General features: G+C 30.9%; 15 protein-coding genes. All 15 read right to left on the bottom strand.

Annotated features, from left to right (window positions below; genetic code table 11):
* Positions 1-27: 27 nt before the first annotated feature.
* Entirely contained in the window at positions 28-861 is an 834-nt protein-coding gene (locus tag AACQ14_RS23380; protein ID WP_339365961.1) for an MBL fold metallo-hydrolase, read from the bottom strand.
* Positions 862-1,037: 176 nt separating this feature from the next.
* Positions 1,038-3,044, bottom strand: coding sequence for a glycoside hydrolase family 30 protein (locus AACQ14_RS23375; RefSeq protein WP_339365960.1), 2,007 nt, complete (start codon positions 3,042-3,044; stop codon positions 1,038-1,040).
* A 153-nt stretch (positions 3,045-3,197) separates the two neighbouring features.
* Positions 3,198-5,567, bottom strand: coding sequence for a glycoside hydrolase family 2 TIM barrel-domain containing protein (locus tag AACQ14_RS23370; RefSeq protein WP_339365959.1), 2,370 nt, complete (start codon positions 5,565-5,567; stop codon positions 3,198-3,200).
* Positions 5,568-5,594: 27 nt separating this feature from the next.
* The gene (locus AACQ14_RS23365; RefSeq protein WP_339365958.1) at positions 5,595-7,127 is read right to left on the bottom strand and encodes a response regulator transcription factor; all 1,533 of its coding nucleotides are present in this window, start codon (positions 7,125-7,127) and stop codon (positions 5,595-5,597) included.
* A 15-nt stretch (positions 7,128-7,142) separates the two neighbouring features.
* Positions 7,143-8,903, bottom strand: a complete 1,761-nt coding sequence (locus AACQ14_RS23360; protein WP_339365957.1) for a sensor histidine kinase — start codon at positions 8,901-8,903, stop codon at positions 7,143-7,145.
* 80 nt (positions 8,904-8,983) lie between these two features.
* Entirely contained in the window at positions 8,984-9,814 is an 831-nt protein-coding gene (locus AACQ14_RS23355) for a carbohydrate ABC transporter permease (protein WP_339365956.1), read from the bottom strand.
* Positions 9,814-10,674: a carbohydrate ABC transporter permease gene (locus AACQ14_RS23350; protein ID WP_339365955.1), complete on the bottom strand. Its 861-nt coding sequence runs from the start codon at positions 10,672-10,674 to the stop codon at positions 9,814-9,816. The genes AACQ14_RS23355 and AACQ14_RS23350 overlap by 1 nt, the downstream gene beginning before the upstream one ends.
* Positions 10,675-10,730: 56 nt before the next feature.
* Positions 10,731-12,068 carry an ABC transporter substrate-binding protein gene (locus tag AACQ14_RS23345; protein ID WP_339365954.1) on the bottom strand — a complete coding sequence of 446 codons (1,338 nt, stop codon included), beginning with the start codon at positions 12,066-12,068 and terminating at the stop codon, positions 10,731-10,733.
* Between the two features lie 513 nt (positions 12,069-12,581).
* A complete protein-coding gene (locus AACQ14_RS23340) occupies positions 12,582-13,235 on the bottom strand; it encodes a dihydroxyacetone kinase subunit L (RefSeq protein ID WP_339365953.1) in 654 nt (217 codons plus the stop codon).
* 25 nt (positions 13,236-13,260) lie between these two features.
* Positions 13,261-14,268 carry a dihydroxyacetone kinase subunit DhaK gene (locus tag AACQ14_RS23335; protein ID WP_339365952.1) on the bottom strand — a complete coding sequence of 336 codons (1,008 nt, stop codon included), beginning with the start codon at positions 14,266-14,268 and terminating at the stop codon, positions 13,261-13,263.
* A 119-nt stretch (positions 14,269-14,387) separates the two neighbouring features.
* A complete protein-coding gene (locus AACQ14_RS23330) occupies positions 14,388-14,888 on the bottom strand; it encodes an L-2-amino-thiazoline-4-carboxylic acid hydrolase (RefSeq protein WP_339365951.1) in 501 nt (166 codons plus the stop codon).
* A 27-nt stretch (positions 14,889-14,915) separates the two neighbouring features.
* On the bottom strand, positions 14,916-15,632 hold the full coding sequence (locus AACQ14_RS23325) for an ABC transporter ATP-binding protein (RefSeq protein ID WP_339365950.1): 717 nt from the start codon (positions 15,630-15,632) through the stop codon (positions 14,916-14,918).
* Positions 15,633-15,647: 15 nt separating this feature from the next.
* On the bottom strand, positions 15,648-16,418 hold the full coding sequence (locus tag AACQ14_RS23320) for an ABC transporter ATP-binding protein (protein WP_339365949.1): 771 nt from the start codon (positions 16,416-16,418) through the stop codon (positions 15,648-15,650).
* 2 nt (positions 16,419-16,420) lie between these two features.
* Entirely contained in the window at positions 16,421-17,449 is a 1,029-nt protein-coding gene (locus tag AACQ14_RS23315; protein WP_339365948.1) for a branched-chain amino acid ABC transporter permease, read from the bottom strand.
* On the bottom strand, positions 17,446-18,351 hold the full coding sequence (locus tag AACQ14_RS23310) for a branched-chain amino acid ABC transporter permease (protein WP_339365947.1): 906 nt from the start codon (positions 18,349-18,351) through the stop codon (positions 17,446-17,448). Before AACQ14_RS23310 ends, AACQ14_RS23315 begins: the two co-directional genes overlap by 4 nt.
* Positions 18,352-18,520: the final 169 nt, after the last annotated feature.

The following is an 18,520-nucleotide window of genomic DNA, read 5'->3' as shown; positions in this document are numbered from 1 at the left end:
ATTTTTATTCTTATTTTATAGCTAATATTAAACTTCTACTTTCATTCCATCATAAGCCATTATCAAACCTTTATTTTTAAATGTGCCTTTGTCTCTATCATAAATAACAAGTCCATTATGTGAAAAATGTTGAGATATAACTGTACTTTTTTCATCTATTGCATTATTTTCACTTAATATATGTACAATCTTTTCATTATCTGTTAAACACATATGAGTCGAATTTTCATTGGTTTCACCAAAACCACATGTACAATCTAAAATAACTAAGTCGAAATAAAGTTTAGTTATATGCTCAATAACATTATCAAAATAATACCCTGAATCCAACCCGTACAACATCCTTTTACCTTCATGTTCAATTATGTATATTAGACACCCTTCTTCCTTATACATAGTCCTATGTTTAGCAGTTAATGGTGTTATCTTATAATCTTCGATAAAGAATGTTTTGAATGGCTCAGCTCTATTAAGTGTAAAATGTTCATTAATATCACCTGAGAAATCCTCAAACTGGTCTAATATATCTAAACATGTTTGATTAGCATAGATATTCAATTTTGGATTACCCTCATTTCTATAACCTGGTAATTTGAATTCTAGATCATAATAATTGAAATGGTCACTATGAGAATGTGTAATCAACAAATATTCTAATCTAGAATAGTCTATCCCATAGGTATGAACATGATGCATTACATCATTAGTGAAATCAATAACTATCTTATCATCAATAATGATACTTGAACGTTTTCTAATATTCTTTCCTCCAAGTTTTTTGGATTCCATACATATTGGACAATTACAAAATAATGCAGGTATGCCTTCAGCAGCCGCTGTTCCCAAAAATTGTACTTTCATAAATTTTACCTCCATGTTATATAAGTTATTAATAATTTTAACTTCAATATACTCCCTTGGATAATTTATGTCAATAATATAATGAATCATTTTATATATACATACCTATATTTTTTTGTATTTAAATATATTCTTTTTGATAGTCTGTCAAAATTTGAATAATAGTTGATAAAATATTACTCTGCACATCTATCTACTCGTATAAAACTAATCATTGCATCTGCATTATTATCAATAATATGCTTACACCTATCTATCTCTATTGTTAATATCCCATCATTAACTTGAATACCCTTATAACTCTTTATTTCTTCCCAACGAGGTGGTACATATCTCCAGGTCTTCAAATCCCCCTCAATTGTAATATCCATTTGACGATAAGAGTGAGACCAAGGGTCTCTAAAACCAAGGTCAATATTATAAAAACCATTTGGTACCTCAAATTTGTATGTGATTCCCCTGCCGCCTAATAAGCTTTCATCTGTTCTTAGACTAAAGAACATATCATCTTTACGAGGCACTGCAGTTGTTCCTCCATCTGTTTCATAACCCCAAAAATAATTGCTTATAGTATCTATTCCATAAGCTTGGTCAGGTACACTATTTCTTAGATTATTATTAGATTCAACATTAGAAAAAGAATTACTATGTTCTACATTGCCACAATCAACATAGTACATTATATTATCATTATTATGATAGTCAGCATCAACGACCATAGTAGTAACTGATTTAGCTGGTAATGATATTTCTAAGATATCTTCAGTTATAGCTAAGTCTTCAATCTGTTGAAGATCCTCGTTAATACTTGTTCTATAAGCTTGAGTATCACCCAAAGTATCAAACCTTGATAAATCATATCTGTATGTTTTTGAATTGTTTGTATCATTATAAGCCACAAGAACTAATTTGTTATCATTTTCCCCATAGGCTGCTAATGTTTTTGAAATACCATTATATATTATTTTATATCCTGGACGAATGAATTTACTGTATTGGGCCATTGTATAATATTTTTTAGTTAATATGTAATTATCATTATCTTGATTGAATGGTGTATGAATCAGTCCAAAACTATGGTCACCATCTACGGCTCCTGTCTCATCTTCAACAGCTTGCCAGAATACCCAAGCTTCTGCTCCTATATCATAAACATCATAATATATTTTTTCTGCTAACCACATAGCTTCTTCCATTGCATGCTCACCGTGATGATCATGAGCGCCACCGCTAAGTGGTAATGTAGGTGAACTGTCTGTTTCTGACATCCATATTTTTTTATTCATGAATCTAGCTAGACTTTTAACTTCAGGTCTTTTAGTTCCATGATAAGAATGAGTATTAATCTGCCATATACTATCTATGACATCCTGAGAATAATCTTCCATGTTAAGAGTCCAATCAAGATTAGTCTCTTCATTACCTGATATCTTAATTTGATTGATAAGCCCTTTTTGGACTAAACTATTGTACAGCTCTCTATAGATCTTTTCTTGACTTTCCTTAGACCAATCACAGCCTTCTTGATTATTAAAAGCTTTCCATCCCAAACCAGTGGATGGTTCATTAATTGGTGATAAAGTCCTAAAAGTAATACCCCATTCATCCCTGAAATGTTTAACTACCTCAGTTAAATAATCAGCAAAATCATCAAAATAATCTTCTTTCAGGTTATCATCCCAAGGAAAAGTATTTCCTGCTGAACAGCCGCTATAAGTCATCCAATAGGGTGGACTATTGGAAAAAGCTTCTAATATATCAGCACCTCTTTCCATAGCTTCATCAAGAATCTTACGTTGATTTGCATCTTTGGTCCAATCATAGCTACCACCTTCTATTGGTAAATATCCAGGTACATCTCCACCAATCCTCATATGTGAATGAGTAGGATTGTCACCACCTCCGATATTATACCTTGCTACAGTAAAACCTAACCCCTCTGTTGGTGAATAGAGCAAATCCATAACCTTGTCAACATTTTCTTCTGACCAACCCCCAATTATGTTAGCCCACCAGCATAAGGTTGTACCCCAACCTTCAAAAGTTTGTCTCTCACCAAAAGGATCAATTACGATAACATTGTCTTCCTTTGCATAAGTTACTTTGCTAGAATTTGCAAATAGTAGAAAAGCAATTAACATAAACGTAAAAAATATTTTGTTTTTGCGGTTAAATAATAACATCCCTCTTCTCCTTTATAGCTATTTTCAACTAACCATTAAATACCTTGATAAAAAATTAATAGTAGTTGAATTGTATAATAACATAATAATTATAACATCAGAGAAGAGATGATAAATTTAACTATTCTACTATTTATTTAATTATTCTATGATTTATTTTACTTGGATTTCAATATTATCAGACTCAATACCTTCTGATAAAGCTGTAACATATATTTTGCCAGGTGTTCTGCATGCTCTTATATAAGCAATCAATTGTCCATTATTAGTTTTTCTTGTTTTACTTCTATAAGGAGTTAAATCATCACAACATCCATTTTCCATCCCAAGGAATTCACATTCTCCATCAATATCAAGGGTTATTTCATTGTCTAAGTATGACACTACATTATTGTCTTTATCATGAATACAAATTTCAATCTGAGAGATATCTTGACCATCTGCATTTAATATGGTGCTAAGTGGATTCATTTTAATTTTCTTTGGTGAAGATACTGTTTTTAATTTAGTGCTATACTGCTTTCCATCAATGGTTTTACCAACAGCTTCCAATACACCAGGCTTATATTCAACTTCCCAATCTATACAATGATTAGGGTAATCTTCTAAGTTTTTTACTCCTAATGAAATGTCATTCAAAAAAAGTTCAACTGTTCTACAATTAGTAGTACATATTACTTGTATTTTTTCATGGAGATTCCAGTTCCATTGTTCATTGTCACCTGACAAATCTTCAAGTTTTTCTTGTTTGAAATCTGTTGATTTCATTGTTGTTATATGTAAAACGGGTTCATCACTCCATAAACTCATTCTTTGGTAATAATTACTTTTTTCAAATCCAGCAGTATCAAGAAAACCTGTTGATGATACCCTAATAGGCCAGCCTAGAGCTTCTCCAAGATAATCTACTCCAGTCCATAGAAATTGTCCACATATGAAATCATTATTTTCTACAATCATCCATTGTTTAGTATTTTTACTATTCTCGCTTCCATACAGAACTCTATCTGGATATCCTTTATGATGTTCATCATATAAATTTTCTTTATAATTGTAACCTACTACATCTAACTGCTCCGAATAACCAACTAGGTTAGATAATTCTGGAAAAGCAAGTGCAGCTGTAACAGGACGTGTTGTATCACATTCTTTTACATATCTACATAGTCTTTTTGATATAGATTTAAGTCTATTGGCTTTTGGTTTATTAGGGTCATATTGCATTTCTTCTTTAGGTTTATTGGAATCATTGTTACCTTCCATCATCTTAAAATATGGATGACAATATGGATCATTGGGATAATCAATTTCATTACCTATACTCCACATAATGATACTAGGATGATTTCTATCTCTCAATATCATGGATTTTATATCCGTTTCACTCCATACAGGAAAATCCTTACCATATCCAAAATGTTTTGGTGGATATACATTATGACCTTGCCACCATTTATTTTTAATACCTTCCCATTCGTCAAAAGCCTCTTCTATTACCAAGAATCCCATTTTATCGCATAGCTCTAAGAAAAATGGAGCTACTGGATTATGACTTGTTCTAATTGCATTACAACCCATCTTTTTAAGTTTTTTCAATCGTCTTTTCCATATTACTTCAGTTGTAGCAGCACCAAGACACCCTGCATCATGATGCAAGCAAACACCTTTTAATTTAATGTTTTCATCATTTAAATAAAATCCATTACTACTATCAAATCTAAAGTCCCTTATTCCAAAATCAATATCAATATCATCAATAACATTTCCATCTAATATAATCTCTGAATGCAACTTATAAAGAAAAGGATTGTAGGTAGACCATAGTATAGGATTATTGACTCTTATATGAATATTCTTAATAGTTTTACTATCTCCTATAGCGGATAAGCTTTCTTCTATAACTTCTTTAGATTCACTATTGATAATAGTAGTTTTTAGAAGAATCTTAGTATCCTTAACCTTATTATTCAATATTGCTATATCAGCTTCTACAATAGCTTCAGATGTATTTATAATAGGTGTCTTAACATATACACCATCCATATCAAAATGTATATTATCTGTAATAGTCAAATACACATTCCTATAAATTCCTGAACCCGTAAACCATCTTGAATCAGCTAAGTCAGAATGCTCAACCTTTACAGAAATGATATTATTTTTATTCTCAACAAAGTCTGTAATGTCCATTGTAAAAGTACTATACCCATTAGGACGATTACCTAGATGATTAGAGTTGCACCATATCCTGGAATTATTATATATACCTTCAAAGGTAATATAGACTCTTTTATCAGTTATATCAAAAGGGAAATTAAAGGACTTACGATACCATCCTATGCCACCGCATAGATAACCAGTTGAACTTGCGTAAGATTTATCAAAATCATATTCAACTGACCAATCATGTGGAACCGTAACATCTTTCCATTCACTATCATCAAAACCTCTATATGATGCCTTTGGTTCATCTCCCTTATAAAATTTCCATCCATAATTTATGTTCATTTTTTTGCGTACCATCAAGTAAATCAGACCTCCTTAAAACATTTATATAGTCATTTTCCTATCTTGACTCATATATTCTTTTACAGTTAAACCACATTTTCTTTTAAATATGGTACAAAAATAAGTAACATTGTTGAAGCCTACATCATATGCTATCTCATATACTTTCTTATTACTACTTCTAAGTAATCTCTTAGCCTCTTTTATTTTAAGATTATTGATATAGTCAGTAATCTTTACACCTGTTTCTTTTTTAAAAATAAGAGATAAGTAATTAGGTGTTATATCATGCATATGAGCTATTTTATCCACAGTTAAATTAGATGATGTATAATTTTTTTCTATGTAATTGACGATTCTTTGAATTCCCATACAATATTGTTTATTTTGCACTGTTTTACATAAATGACTATAACTATGTAAATATTTCTCTTCTAATATCCTTACATCATTAATCTGGTCGTTTAATAGGACTTCCATTACTCCTAATTTATCATTAGTTTCTTGCTGTAATTCTTTGGATATATTATTGTACATGATATATAAATCCAATAATACTTTTTTCAATTCTCTTTTAGATAACTTATATTTACATATAGAGCCAAATATATTATTTATGGCTTTTCTTACCTTCTCAATATCTCCACTGATAGTATTTTCTTTCAAATGATTTAATAGAATATCTAGTTTTTGATTCTTATTTGCAAGAATGTCATTGGAATAAAAGAAAACTTTCTTATTCTTTTCATAAAAACTATACTCCAATGATATTACTGCTTGTTTAAAATAAACCTCGTATCTATTGATATCATTAAAAATATCACTGATTCCTATTTGACAATTTAATATATTATGTTCACGCAATTCTTCAATAATATATTTACTTAACTCTTGCAAATAAGTATGAATCTTAAATTCGCTTTTTACATCTCTTATATCTAATATAATACAGCATTTATTTTCATTAATTCCTAGAATGTATTTTGATTCCTTACCATCTAAAATATTATGAAACAATAAATTATTATCCTGTTCTTTGCTTGATGCTAATTCCTTGAACTTAACATTCATTACCACTCCAGGGTAAAAACCTTTCTTTATCTCTTTCAATCTTTCTTTTATGTCTCTTATTTCATTTCCTGTTATGATATCATTAATTAATTGATTTTCTTTAATAGTAATTTTTGTGTGTCTATCTATTTCAATATCTTTTTTAATATTATCAAGTAGATTAACTAATTTCTCCTTTTCTAGTTCATACTTCAAAATATAATCCAAAGCTCCAAGGAGCAATGCATCTCTAACAAACTTATAATCATCATAAGAGCTTATAACAAGTATCTTAATGTCTGGATAATTATCTTTGACATATTTAATTAGAGAAATACCATTAAGTTCGGGCATACTTATATCCGTAATAAGTATATCTGGTTTATTGACACCTAACTTATTGATAGCATCCTTACCGTTAATAGCTTCATCCATGATAGTAAATCCATACTGTTCCCAATCAATAACTGTTTTTAATGCATACCGATACATTACATCATCTTCAACAATCATAACATTTAACATAATAGTCCCCCACAACTAATCATCTAAATCATATCTGTTTTTAATATATGGCAATGTAATTGATACTGTTGTACCTTTACCTAATTCACTTTTTATTGTAATACCATTAGAAATACCAAAATACATTTTAATCCTTTTATTTACATTAGCTATCCCTATACTATTCAATCCAGAGTACTTGGTATTATCATTACTGATGATTTTATTATACTGTTCTTCTGTCATACCTACTCCATTATCAATGACCTCTAGAATTATTGATTCATCTTTTTTATAACCATTTATAGTAATAATCCCATTACCTTTTGATATCTCTAGCCCATGATAAATAGCGTTCTCAACTATAGGTTGCAGAATGAATTGTAATACATAACAATTCATTATATCTTTGTCAATATTATATACCATCCTGAATCTGTCTTCAAAACGAATCTTTTGCAGATCAATGTACTTATTGATATATAATAATTCATCATTGATTGTAATATATTTATCACCTTTGATGGATACTCTTAATATGTAGATAAGTGAGTCTACCATATCTTCTATTTTTTTCTCACCTTGCATTCTAGATAACCATTTTACACTACCTAATGTATTGTAAAGAAAATGAGGGTTAATCTGAGCTTTCAACACCTCAAATTCTGCTTCCTGTTTTTTAATTCTTTCAACATAAACTGTATTTATAAGTTCATTGATTTTTTTCATCATATAATTGAATCTTAGAGAAAGTAAACCCACTTCATCATATGTACTTGGTTTGACTCTAACATTAAAATTACCATCTTCAACTTTTTGCATGTTTTTCTCCAATAACCTTATGTTTTTGGTTACTCCTTCAGCAATAATATATGCAATAATTAATGCCAACATTGATATTACAATGCATACTAAAGTAATTATTGTTCTTAAATGATTAATGTTACTTAATATTTTCTTTTCTGATATGATTGATATGACTTTCCAGTTCTTATTTTGCATTCTAGTACTGACAGCAGAGTACTTCACACCATTATCCTCTATTGAAAAAATTCTTTCCGTTCTAGAGTTGATGTCCTGTAGAATTTCTTCTTTTCCCAGTATATTATCCTTTATCAATACTTCGTTATTTTCTTTAATAATGGCAATTTGGTCATTACTAATACTAGATGTTTTATTATCTAATGTTAGAAAATAGTCTTTATTTATGAATAGAATAATATATCCATGTGATATAAGTGTCTCTGGAGAAACCATTTTAGATACAAATATTATTGTTTCATTATTTTCTGTTGGCATCCAAAAAGAACTTTCTTCTTGGTTGTTAAGAAGTAAAATAGTCTTTCTAATATAATCATTATCTATGTAATATTTATTAACATTATCTTTATGACCCCAGTAAAAATAACCATCATTACCTGTAACACAGACTGCTTCAATGTAATCGTTAGAAGATGACCGGTATTGACTGACCATATCGTTGAGCCTTCTATTTATCAGAACTTCTATATCTCTTATATACATATTATTGTCTAGAGAATTATTCTTAACAAATTCCTTACTAGCTTGAAATGCAGTTTCTCTCAAAGCTTCAGTTTTATTATATATATTTTCAGCATATTGATTAAGAAGTTCAGTAGTTAATTCTATAGTATTTCTTTTTATCAATTCTTTTGATACATTAAAAGTTAGTTTGCCTATACATGATGATAATATTAGAATTATTAACAGCATACCCAGCATGAATTTCTTTTTTATTTTCAAGCTCAGAAAAAAATACTTGATTCTATTTTTCATCTCTATTCCCCATTTTTCATAACATAGTTTTAATTATATTATATCTTTTTCAGGTAAGATATTCAATAATACCTAATGAATCAGCCTTTAACTGCTCCACTCATCAACCCATTAATCAAGAATTTTTGTGCTATGATAAAAAATATAAGTATTGGTATTATAGCTATACAAGCAGAAGCAAATGCTAAATTTAAGTCAGTAGTATATTCTCCAAAGAAATAGAATTGTTGTATAGGTATAGTTTTCACATGTTCTTTTTGAAGCACTATAAGAGAAATATTGAATTCATTCCACATCCACATAACATGTAGCGTGGCTACTGTTGCTGTAATAGGCTTAAGTAATGGAAAAACTATATTCCAATAAGTCCTATATATTCCACTACCATCAATAGTAGCAGCTTCTTCCAACTCTCTAGGAACTAATTTGACAAAACCTATGTATAGAAAAGTGGAATATGGAATACTAGTACCCACCAAAAGTATAATTAGCCCTGGTAATGTATTCATCATATTAGATAGCTTCAACATCTTATAAACTGGTATCATTATAACTTGAAATGGTACCATCATCGCACCTAGAAGTATAGTTTCACATAATCTGTATTTAAATTTATTAATATTCCTAGCAATGATATAACCACACATAGAACTGCATATAACAATAAAAACAACTGAGCTTGTAGTAGTAATCAAGCTATTGATAAATGATCTGCTGAAATTAGTTATTTCAAGAGCTTTAGTAAAATTCTCCCAATGAAGCTTTGTTGGTAATGCCAATACAGCTTGAGCTGTTTCCATAGGGGTTTTAAAAGCAGTTACAATACATATATAGAATGGAAATAAAAATAACACAGCTATTACTGTAGCTATTACAAAAACCACAAGTCTACTTATCTTTTCATTTTTCATTACATCTCAACCTCCCTTTTTCTGAATATGGTTGAAACTGTTTTCCCAATAATAAGCAAGAAAACCATAAATACAATGGATATTGCCTGACCATAACCTGCCTTGCTATATTCAAATAAATGTTTATAGATATACATTGCTATTGTCTCTGAAGACCTGGCAGGTCCTCCTCCTGTGGCTATCATAGGTACTGAAAATTCTCTAAGCCCATATGTTAAAGATAATGTAACACATGTTGTAAAAGCTGGACCAATCAATGGCACAGTTACGTTTCTAAACCTTTGAAATACATTTGCTCCATCAACTTTTGCCGCTTCATATAGATTTTTGGGAACATTGATAAGTGCAGATAAATAAATTAGCATATTGATAGCTACTCCATTCCACAATGATATAATCACCAATGCAGGAATTACAGTTTTCATATTACCAATCAAACTATTAATACCAAATACTTGATAAAACACTTCTCTATATAGAAATTTCCAAACAAAACAAGCAAGAACTGTACTTAGACATGTAGGTATAAAATATATAAGTCTAAATTTGGAATTTCCTTTGAATTTCTTATTCAATATTAATGCTAATCCAAGGGCAACAGCATTATTGAAAATAGTTATAAGAATAGCAAAATATATTGTATTTCTAATTGGTTGCAATATATCAGAATTGCTAAATATATTTGCATAGTTTTGTAAACCTATATAATTCATCTTTTGACTAATTCCATCCCAGCTAGTAAAGGAAACCTGTATTCCAAGAAGAAAAGGTATTAACATTGATATACCAAAGAAAAAAATTGCTGGAACTAAAAAGCCAAATTTCAATAATGATCTTTTTATATTCTTTCTTTTATTCATATAAACTCCTCCATTATGAAATCAACCCCTCGGCTAATGCCAAGGGGTGTAAAACATTATTGTCTTTTAGCTATTTTATCAAACTCTTTATCAAGAGCTTCAATACATTCGTCTTCAGTCATATCTTCCAATAAGTATAGTGAAATCTGGTCTATGAATGCATTTCCAAATTCATCTTGGAATGATGATAATAGATAGGACATATCTACTACTTGGTCATTGTTCTGATATTCAACTAATGTATTGAAACATGAATCAGGGTCTAATTCTACTCCTTCAACTGTTGATAAAGCCACTTTTTTCTCTTGATATATTTTAGCCATGGATTTTGAGAATATATGATTAAAGAAATCATACACTACCTCTTTATTTTTAGCACCATTATGTACAGCAAGACCACCCTTAACACCTAATACAACTTTATTTTCAGCTGGTTCATCAACAATAGGTAAAGCCATAACACCTAAGTTTACATCTGGATTCTTGGCTTGCACTCCACCAACTGTCCATGTACCATTAATAAGCATACCTATTTTTCCTGTTGCAAGTTTGTCTTGAACTGTATTCCAATCAGTTCCAAAAGGATCGCGATTCACATATTGGTATCTTTCCTTTAATCTTTCCAATACCTCTTTGAAGCCATTTTTGTCATCTTGGAATTTCAACTCCCTGCTTTGAACTTTCTTAATCCATTCCTCATCATAATTACCTAAAATGCTGACAACATAATCATTTTGCAATTCCCAATCAAGGGTCCATCTATCTTGGTATGATGCTCCTATTGGGTCAACACCTATATCTTTTAATTTCCTAAGAGCTTCTTCAAATTCCTTTTTAGTGGCTGGTACCTTTGTTATTCCTGCTTCTTCAAAAACATCTTTGTTATAAGTAACTACAGCGCCCCATACATCTAGAGGTATTGCCAATACTTTTCCATTACCTAACTTCTTAACACTGTCTATAACACTTGATTGTATATTAGGTATGAATGGTGCATCAGTCAAGTCAGTTAGATAATTGTTATCAATAAATTCTTGGTCAGCAATTAAATCCACATCATAAATATCTGGAGCATCATCACTAGCAATCTTAGTCTTTAACAATGTATAATAGTTGTCTCCTCCTGCTGCAGTAATTTCTATATCAACATTTGGATGAGCTTCCTCATATGTTTTCTCTAGTTCTTCCAACCATTGTCTTACGCCTTCCTCTCCCCAGTGATGCAGCCATTTAATTGTTACTTTTTCTTCTTTTGCTTTCTTTTCATTATTATCTTCATATTTTTTGTCAGGTGTAACTTTTATATCTCCTGATGTTTTTGTGTCTTTACTACATCCCCCTAATAAACTCATTAAAAGTACTACCGTAAATAAACATACTAATATTTTTTTCATAATTTACCTCCTTAAGATATTATACAAAAATAATACCTCATTTTTCATCATTAATAATTAAATATATCTATAAAATATTATACAAATCTATAATTCATAATTTTATTATAATAATAAAAGGAACCAAAATATCTATTCTCTCAAATAACCTATCAATACCTTTGATGCTTTTTCCACTTTCAATCAGTTTTAATTTTCATCTATTATCAATTCCCAGCCATTTTATAGCCTTATTAGATGAAAAGTGACTATTTCACATTATCCACGGAGATAATATTCAATTATTAAATTTGTCAGAGCAAATAAATAAAGCACTCGCCTCCCGGAAATATTATTTCCGAGGACGAGTGCTTAAAATGCATCATCGTGGTACCACCCCAGTTTATCTGTATTTCACAATACAGATCTCATAAAGTACGCCTAGGAAATGACCTAAGTTATACTCTATAGCTATAACGGGCGAATTATAATCTATTATATTTTTATTTTGTTAAATGTCAATAATTATTATAATTAATTGTAAATTATTTGATCTAAATAGCTATTAATTGTTTTAAAAATCAACATACCAACCGTTGCTCCTCCATCTATATTTCCTATAGTCTTTTCTTGATAATATGCAGCTCTACCATGTACAGCCATCATTTCCTTAGTAGCAAGCATACCTTCAGTAGCTGCGTTTGCAGCTGCCTCTGCCGCTTCTCTCAATGTCAAAGAAGCTTTTACACTCTCGTTTAATGAATCACAAGCAAAACCAAGAGAATCAAGTATAGTCTTTTCTCCTCGTTTTGATCCTGTCTTATTCATAATTCCTTCCATTGCAGCCTCAATAAAATCTAGCCATTCTGCAACTCCTATTTCCTTTACTCCTTTTATTGCTTTTGCTCCATTCATCATAGCAATGGATAAAATAGTTCCCAATGACGAAGGAGAGTATTCGTTGATAGCTAAAGCTGCCTTCATGATTATCTTAGCTGGTTCTAATTGAACTGGATCCAATGTTGCTAATTCTTTACAAACACCAGCAAATCCCTGACACATACTTATACCTAAATCGCCATCACCTGTTTTTGCATCTAATTCCACAAGATAATCTTTATTTTTCAACATTGTCTCATGTATTTTATTATATATTTCAACAATATTTAATGACGTTATTTTTTCCATATATTTACTCCTAACATAATCTATATTATCTATTTGCATTTATAAAAAAAGGTGTGCTTGCTGGATATTCTAATAATTCTTTTAGAACACTATCCAATTTCATTACAGTAACTGACATCCCTGCCATTTCCATAGATGTTGCAAATTCACCTATATATGGAGTTAATATAGCAACACCCCTTTTTTCAAAGTATTTATGAGCTGCTCTATAAGTAATATACAATTCTTCCAACGGTGTTGCACCTAAACCATTAATCATTACAGCTACTTCGTCATCTCTTTTAATTTCCATATCTTCACAAATTTTGTCTAATAGCATTTTTACTATTTCATCTGCTGTAAGCATTTTACAAACTTCAATTCCTACTTCACCATGAATACCCATACCTACTTCCATTTCATCGTCCTGAATTGAAAATGTAGGTTTCCCAACTTGGGGAACAATACATGGTGACAAAGCAACTCCCATCGTTCCTATGTTTTCAAGAGCATGGTTAGTAACTTTTGCAACTTCTTCTAAAGACATCATTTTATCTGCAGCAGCACCAGCAATTTTCCACGCAAATACCATTCCAGCAACACCACGGCGTTTTTCTTTTTTATCCTTTGGAGCAGATGCAATGTCATCACATACTCTAATTCGCATTGTATTAATATCTTCCATGTCTGCCATTTCGCATGCCATATCAAAATTCATGTTATCTCCACCATAGTTACCATATAAACACAATACCCCATTACCCTTATCGCACTGAGAAATCATATGATACATTTTTTTTGCTGAAGGTGAAGCAAATACATTTCCAACTGCACATCCATCCAACATAGATTGTCCTACATAACCTAGAAATACAGGTAAATGACCGCTTCCTCCTGCTGTAACAATACCAACTTTGCCTTCTTTTACTTTATCATTTCGTACAATTATCCTTAAGTCTTCATCTAGAGCTTTAAGTTTATCCGAATGAGCTAGTATAATGCCTTCTAATGTTTCTCTACAAAATGCATCAGGGTTGTTTAATATTTTTTTCATATTTACCTCCATTACATTGTAAGTACCTTAACAAATAAGTTATTAAAAATTCTAACACATAGCAATTCGTGAAGAAATATTGTTTATTTCTTCACCGAATCACTAAATATCATATATTATTATTTCTGTTTTTTAAAACATAATTTGCAAATACCGTCTCCCTTTGCAATGGTTTCTCTAAGTTCAAAATCCAAACCATTTTCTGCTGCAATACCACGATCTCCATCCATTGCCATATCACATAATGTTATTATTGTTTCTTGATCAATTCCTTGTTTTTGCCATGCATTGACTAATGCACAATAATGGAATGTTACATCTAATTGTTCATCAGTAGATTGAGTGATTTCCATTTCGAAAAGTTTCTGCCCTAAATCTGTTAAAAAAGCTTTTTCAAAAGCACCAACACTATCATCTTCTCTTTTTTCATTAAATTTCACACCATGAAAATGTCCACATTTAGAAATTGCAGCTCTACCTATTGCTTCCCAATCGTATCCATTTTTTTTAGCTTCTTCACATATGAGTCCCATCCATGTTGCTCTATGCTCAATTGCTGCTCTAACCTCATTAACCAATTCATTATTATTAATTTTTGCCTCATTCATAATTTTTTTCATTTTATGTACCTTCCTTTTCTTTTAATATTATTCTCCAAGATATGCCTTTTTTACATCTTCATTTTTTAATAGCTCTAAGCCTTTTCCTGTAAGGACAATTTCACCATTTTGCAAAACATATCCTCTATCTGCAATTCCTAAAGCCATCATAGCATTTTGCTCAATAAGCAAAATAGTTTTCGTTCCGGTTTTTTTTAGTTTTACAATAAGCTCAAATATTTCTTCAATAATAATTGGTGCAAGTCCTAGTGATGGTTCATCCAGCATTATAAGTTTAGGGTCTGACATCAGCCCTCTGCTAATGGCTAACATCTGCTGCTCACCACCCGATAATGTCCCACCTGCTTGCTTTCTTCTTTCTTTTAACTTTGGAAATAACTGATATTGTTCTTCAAGGCGTCTATTTAACTCTTGTTTACTAAGATTTTTACATACGACACTTCCCATTAACAAATTTTCTTCTACAGATAATTTTGGAAATATATTACGGCCTTCAGGAACATGAGCTATACCTAATGCAACAATATCAGCTGGTTTCATATTACTTATATCTTTACCATTAAACTTAATTATTCCCTTCTCTTTGTCTACAAGTCTAGATATAGACATGAGTGTAGTTGATTTGCCTGCTCCATTACCACCGATAAGTGTAACTACTTCATTTTCTTTTATGTCGATGCTTATTCCACGTAGAGCTGATATATACCCATAGTTCACAGTTAAATCATCAATTGTTAATAACATCCGTGGTAGCCCTCCTTACAATGTAGTTCCTTTACCAAAATAAGCTTCTTGAACTTGACTATCATTCTTTACATGAGCAGGATCACCTTCACAAATCTTAGTACCAAAATTTATAACTAAAATTTTCTTACATAAGTTCATTACAAATTTCATATCATGCTCAATGACAGCAATAGTATATCCTTTTTTATTAATCTTTTTAACAAACTCTAGTAATTCCCATGTTTCATTAGGATTCATTCCTGCGGCTGGTTCATCAAGTAATAATATTTCAGGTCTAAGAGCTAATGCTCGAGCTATTTCCACCTTCCGCTGAATTCCATATGCCAAATTTCCAGCAGGTACATTCATAAATTGACTTAACCCTACTTCTTCAATTACCTTTTTACTCTCTTCAGTAACCATTTCTTCATCAGTTTTAAACCTTTTATTATTTAATATTGCATCAAACATATTGGTTTTAGTATGCATATGAAATCCAATCTTAACATTTTCAAGAACTGTCATGTAGTTAAATAATTTAATATTTTGAAACGTTCTTGCCATTCCTCTTTGAGCAATTTGTTCTGGTTTCAATCCTGTGATTAATTCACCATTTAAAAACACTTGCCCACTAGATGGTGGAATAACTCCAGAACACACATTGAAGAATGTAGTTTTACCAGCACCATTTGGCCCTATAATACCAAATATATCACCTTTCATAATCTTCATATCAATGTTATTAACTGCTTTCACACCACCAAAGGCTTTAGATACATTTTTACTTTCTAATAATACACTCATATCTAAACCACCATTCCTTTGCCGTCATTTTCTTTTGTGTGCTTCTTAGTTTTCTTTTTTTGACCACCAGCAAGTATTGAATTTGATGCTCCTACTAGACCTTGTGGTCTGCACCACATCATAATAATAATTAATATTGCATAAACAACTAGACGATACTCTGAAGCAAATCTAAACACTTCTGTTATGGTATTTACCATAACAGCTCCTACTACAGGACCTGCAAGAGTTCCCTGTCCGCCAAGTATAACCATTGCTAAAACATTAAACCCTTCATCTGTAACGAACATATCCGAGGAAAGAAATCGATAATATGGTGCCATCAAAGCTCCTCCAACACCTGCCCAAAATGCTCCATACATGAAATTTAATGCTTTATATTTTCTTATTTCTACACCTAGCGACTGAGCTGCTGAAGAATCCTCACGTATACTCATCCAAGCTCTTCCTATACGAGAATTTATAACTTTATATGTACAATATAAACAAAGTACAGCGACAACTAATGCAATGTAATAATACACCATAGGCGAACTTGTTTTTAATCCAAACAATTGTACTTGAGGTATATTTTTGACTCCTAAAGGACCACCTGTTAATCCAGTCCAGTTGAGAGTAATTAATCTAATAATTTCACTAAATCCCATTGTAACAATTGCTAGATAAATACCTTTTAATTTTAATGTAGGCAATGCAACAAGTAATCCCATAAATGCTGTAAAAATTCCTGCTATAGGTAAGCATAACCAAAAGCTTAATCCTAATTTTGTTGAAAGCAAAGCACCTGTATATGAGCCAATAAGCATAAATCCAGCATGACCAATATTAAATTGTCCACTATATCCATTAATTACATTTAGAGATGATGCAAAAATAATATAGAATAATATTCTTACAATAATATCCATGAAATAATTTGATTTCACAACAGTTGCTTTAACCAATGGTGGAACAAATAACAATAATGCTATGCCTATTCTCAAAACCAAAATGTGATGTTCATTATAAAAGTTTTTTATTTTATCTATCATACTTTATTACCTCTCTTCGCAAATAATCCTTCCGGCATAATCGACAATACAATCACTAAAAAGGCAAAAGCAAATACATCACGATATCCTGAACCATTTGGTATAAACGCAATACCCATATTTTCAATTATTCCTATACTCAAACCGCCAAGTGCTGCTCCAGTAATATTAGATAATCCTCCTATAACAACACTAGAAAATGCTTTTAAGCCTGCAACCCCACCCATTGTTGGAATAACAGAGTTATAATATAATCCAAGCAAAATTCCAGCTACGCCGCCAAGTCCACAACCTATGCAGTTTCCTAAAAGAGTTGTTCTCTTAACATTTATTCCTACCAATGCAGCTGCTTTTCTATCTTGACTAACTGCTCTTAACCGCATTCCCATTTTTGTTTTATTTAAAAACAACGATAATGAAATTGCCAACACTACTACTGTGCATAGTACCATTAGTTGGAGATACGTCATACTTACTCGAGTGATATTTCCATTAACTACTTTTTCCATAAAAACTATATTCTTATCTTCAAAGAATCGTGGTAATCCTTTCATTGTACTTCCAAATACAATTATAGCTAAATTCTTCAAAAACATGCTCATTCCGATTGTACATATCAAGGATATATATCTTGGTGCATTTAAAAATCTTTCATAACAAACCTTATGCACTAAAATTCCTACAACTGCAGCACTAATAAAACCACATATAAGTGCAAATAACAAATTATCGCCAAAAATAATAAAATAATAAAATGCAGAAAATGAGCCAAGCATTATTACCTCACCGTAAGTAAAGGTGACTAAACCTACAACTCCAAATATCAATGCATAACCTATAGCCATCAACGCATATATTGAGCCTTGGCAAATTCCATTCATCAATTGCTGAATAATATACATTTATATTCCTCCTGTTAAGCAAAATTATTGTTCGTCGTAATAGTCATAGCCTTTCTTTAAAACCCATTTGCCATTTTCAATACCTACTATTAGATATTTTCTACTAACATCACCATCTTTACCAAATTCCAATGGACCTGTTACACCACTAAAACCTTTTAATGTTTGT

Origin of the sequence: Vallitalea maricola, from assembly GCF_036985595.1 — a bacterium.
Lineage (GTDB): Bacteria > Bacillota > Clostridia > Lachnospirales > Vallitaleaceae > Vallitalea > Vallitalea maricola.
This window is presented reverse-complemented; position numbering and strand designations above follow the sequence as displayed.